Consider the following 1,313-nt stretch of genomic DNA (forward strand, 5'->3'; position numbering starts at 1 on the left):
ATTCGATTATGGTCTAGGTTAGAAGAATTACATGGGCAAGAAATTCTAAAACACGATAATAATATTAATTGGACTGCTGATGATAAACTAGAAATGGTAAATAAAGTAATTGCTGGAAATTCAATTAAATCTGTAGCCATTGAAAATGGAATTAATCCTGGACAACTTTATACATGGGTTAGCAAATATAAAATTTACGGATATAATGGACTTGTAAATAAAAAGAAAGGTCGTAAGTCCAATAATCTCATGAAAAAGAATATTAATCCTAAACCAAAAGAATTGAACGAATCTGAAAGAGAAGAACTCATAAGGCTTAGAACAGAAATCGACTACATAAAAGCTGAGAACGAAGTAATAAAAAAAGAAATCGCCTTGAGAGAAAAACATTACGCTGCGCAACTCAAGGCGAAAAAGCAGCGATCGTCAAAGAACTCAAAGAAAAAGGATATAAACTAAAATATCTTCTACTAGCTATAGATATACCCAAATCGACATACTACTTTGAAATCAAAAAAGTTGATAGGGTTAAGATTAGAAATAATCCTCTCGTAGATAAAATAATTGAGATATTTAATCATCATAAAGGAAGGTATGGAGTAAGAAGAGTATATAGGCAGCTATTAAATCAAGGATATAAAATCAACCATAAAAGAGTTCAGAGAATAATGCATGAATTAAAACTATTTGGCAAAAGACCTAAAGAAAAATATCATTCATATAAAGGTAAAGTAGGAAAGATTGCTGATAATATAATAGACAGAGATTTTAAAGCGGATAAGCCGTTACAAAAATGGAGCACAGATGTATCAGAATTTAAATTTCCATGGGGTAAATGCTATATTTCTCCCATACTAGACATGTACTCAAATGAAATAATATCTTATGATCTATCACTAAGTCCTAATCTAGTACAAATATCAAATATGTTAAATATGGCTATTAAGAAGTTTCCAAAATTAGAAAATTTGATATTACATTCAGACCAAGGTTGGCAATACCAACACAAACTTTATGTAAACACGCTAAAAGATTGCAAAATTAAACAATCAATGTCTAGAAAGGGTAATTGTTATGATAACTCTATTATGGAAACATTCTTCGCTAGATTAAAAAATGAGATGTATTATGGTTACGAAAAAATTTATAGATGTTTTGATGAGTTCGCAAAGGCAATAGATGATTATATATATTATTACAACAATGAAAGAATTCAAAGCAAAACAAAATGGATGCCTCCTACAAAATATAGGCTAGCATCCACTTGTAAATAATTAATTTAATATTGTGTCCAGTTTTATGGGTACACATCA

At 29.5% G+C, this 1,313-nt stretch carries 2 protein-coding genes; both read left to right on the forward strand.

Features of this window, described 5'->3' with window-relative positions; translation table 11 throughout:
• Window positions 1-459, forward strand: a 459-nt coding sequence (locus ACTQ46_RS11065; protein ID WP_441749883.1) for a transposase, incomplete at its 5' end; no start/stop codon positions are given.
• The gene (locus ACTQ46_RS11070; RefSeq protein WP_441749884.1) at window positions 423-1,274 is read left to right on the forward strand and encodes an IS3 family transposase; all 852 of its coding nucleotides are present in this window, start codon (window positions 423-425) and stop codon (window positions 1,272-1,274) included. The genes ACTQ46_RS11065 and ACTQ46_RS11070, both read left to right, overlap by 37 nt.
• The last annotated feature ends 39 nt before the right edge of the window (window positions 1,275-1,313 follow it).

The sequence above is a fragment of the Gallicola sp. Sow4_E12 genome, from assembly GCF_052116305.1.
In the GTDB taxonomy this organism is placed as follows: domain Bacteria; phylum Bacillota; class Clostridia; order Tissierellales; family Peptoniphilaceae; genus JBQKLI01.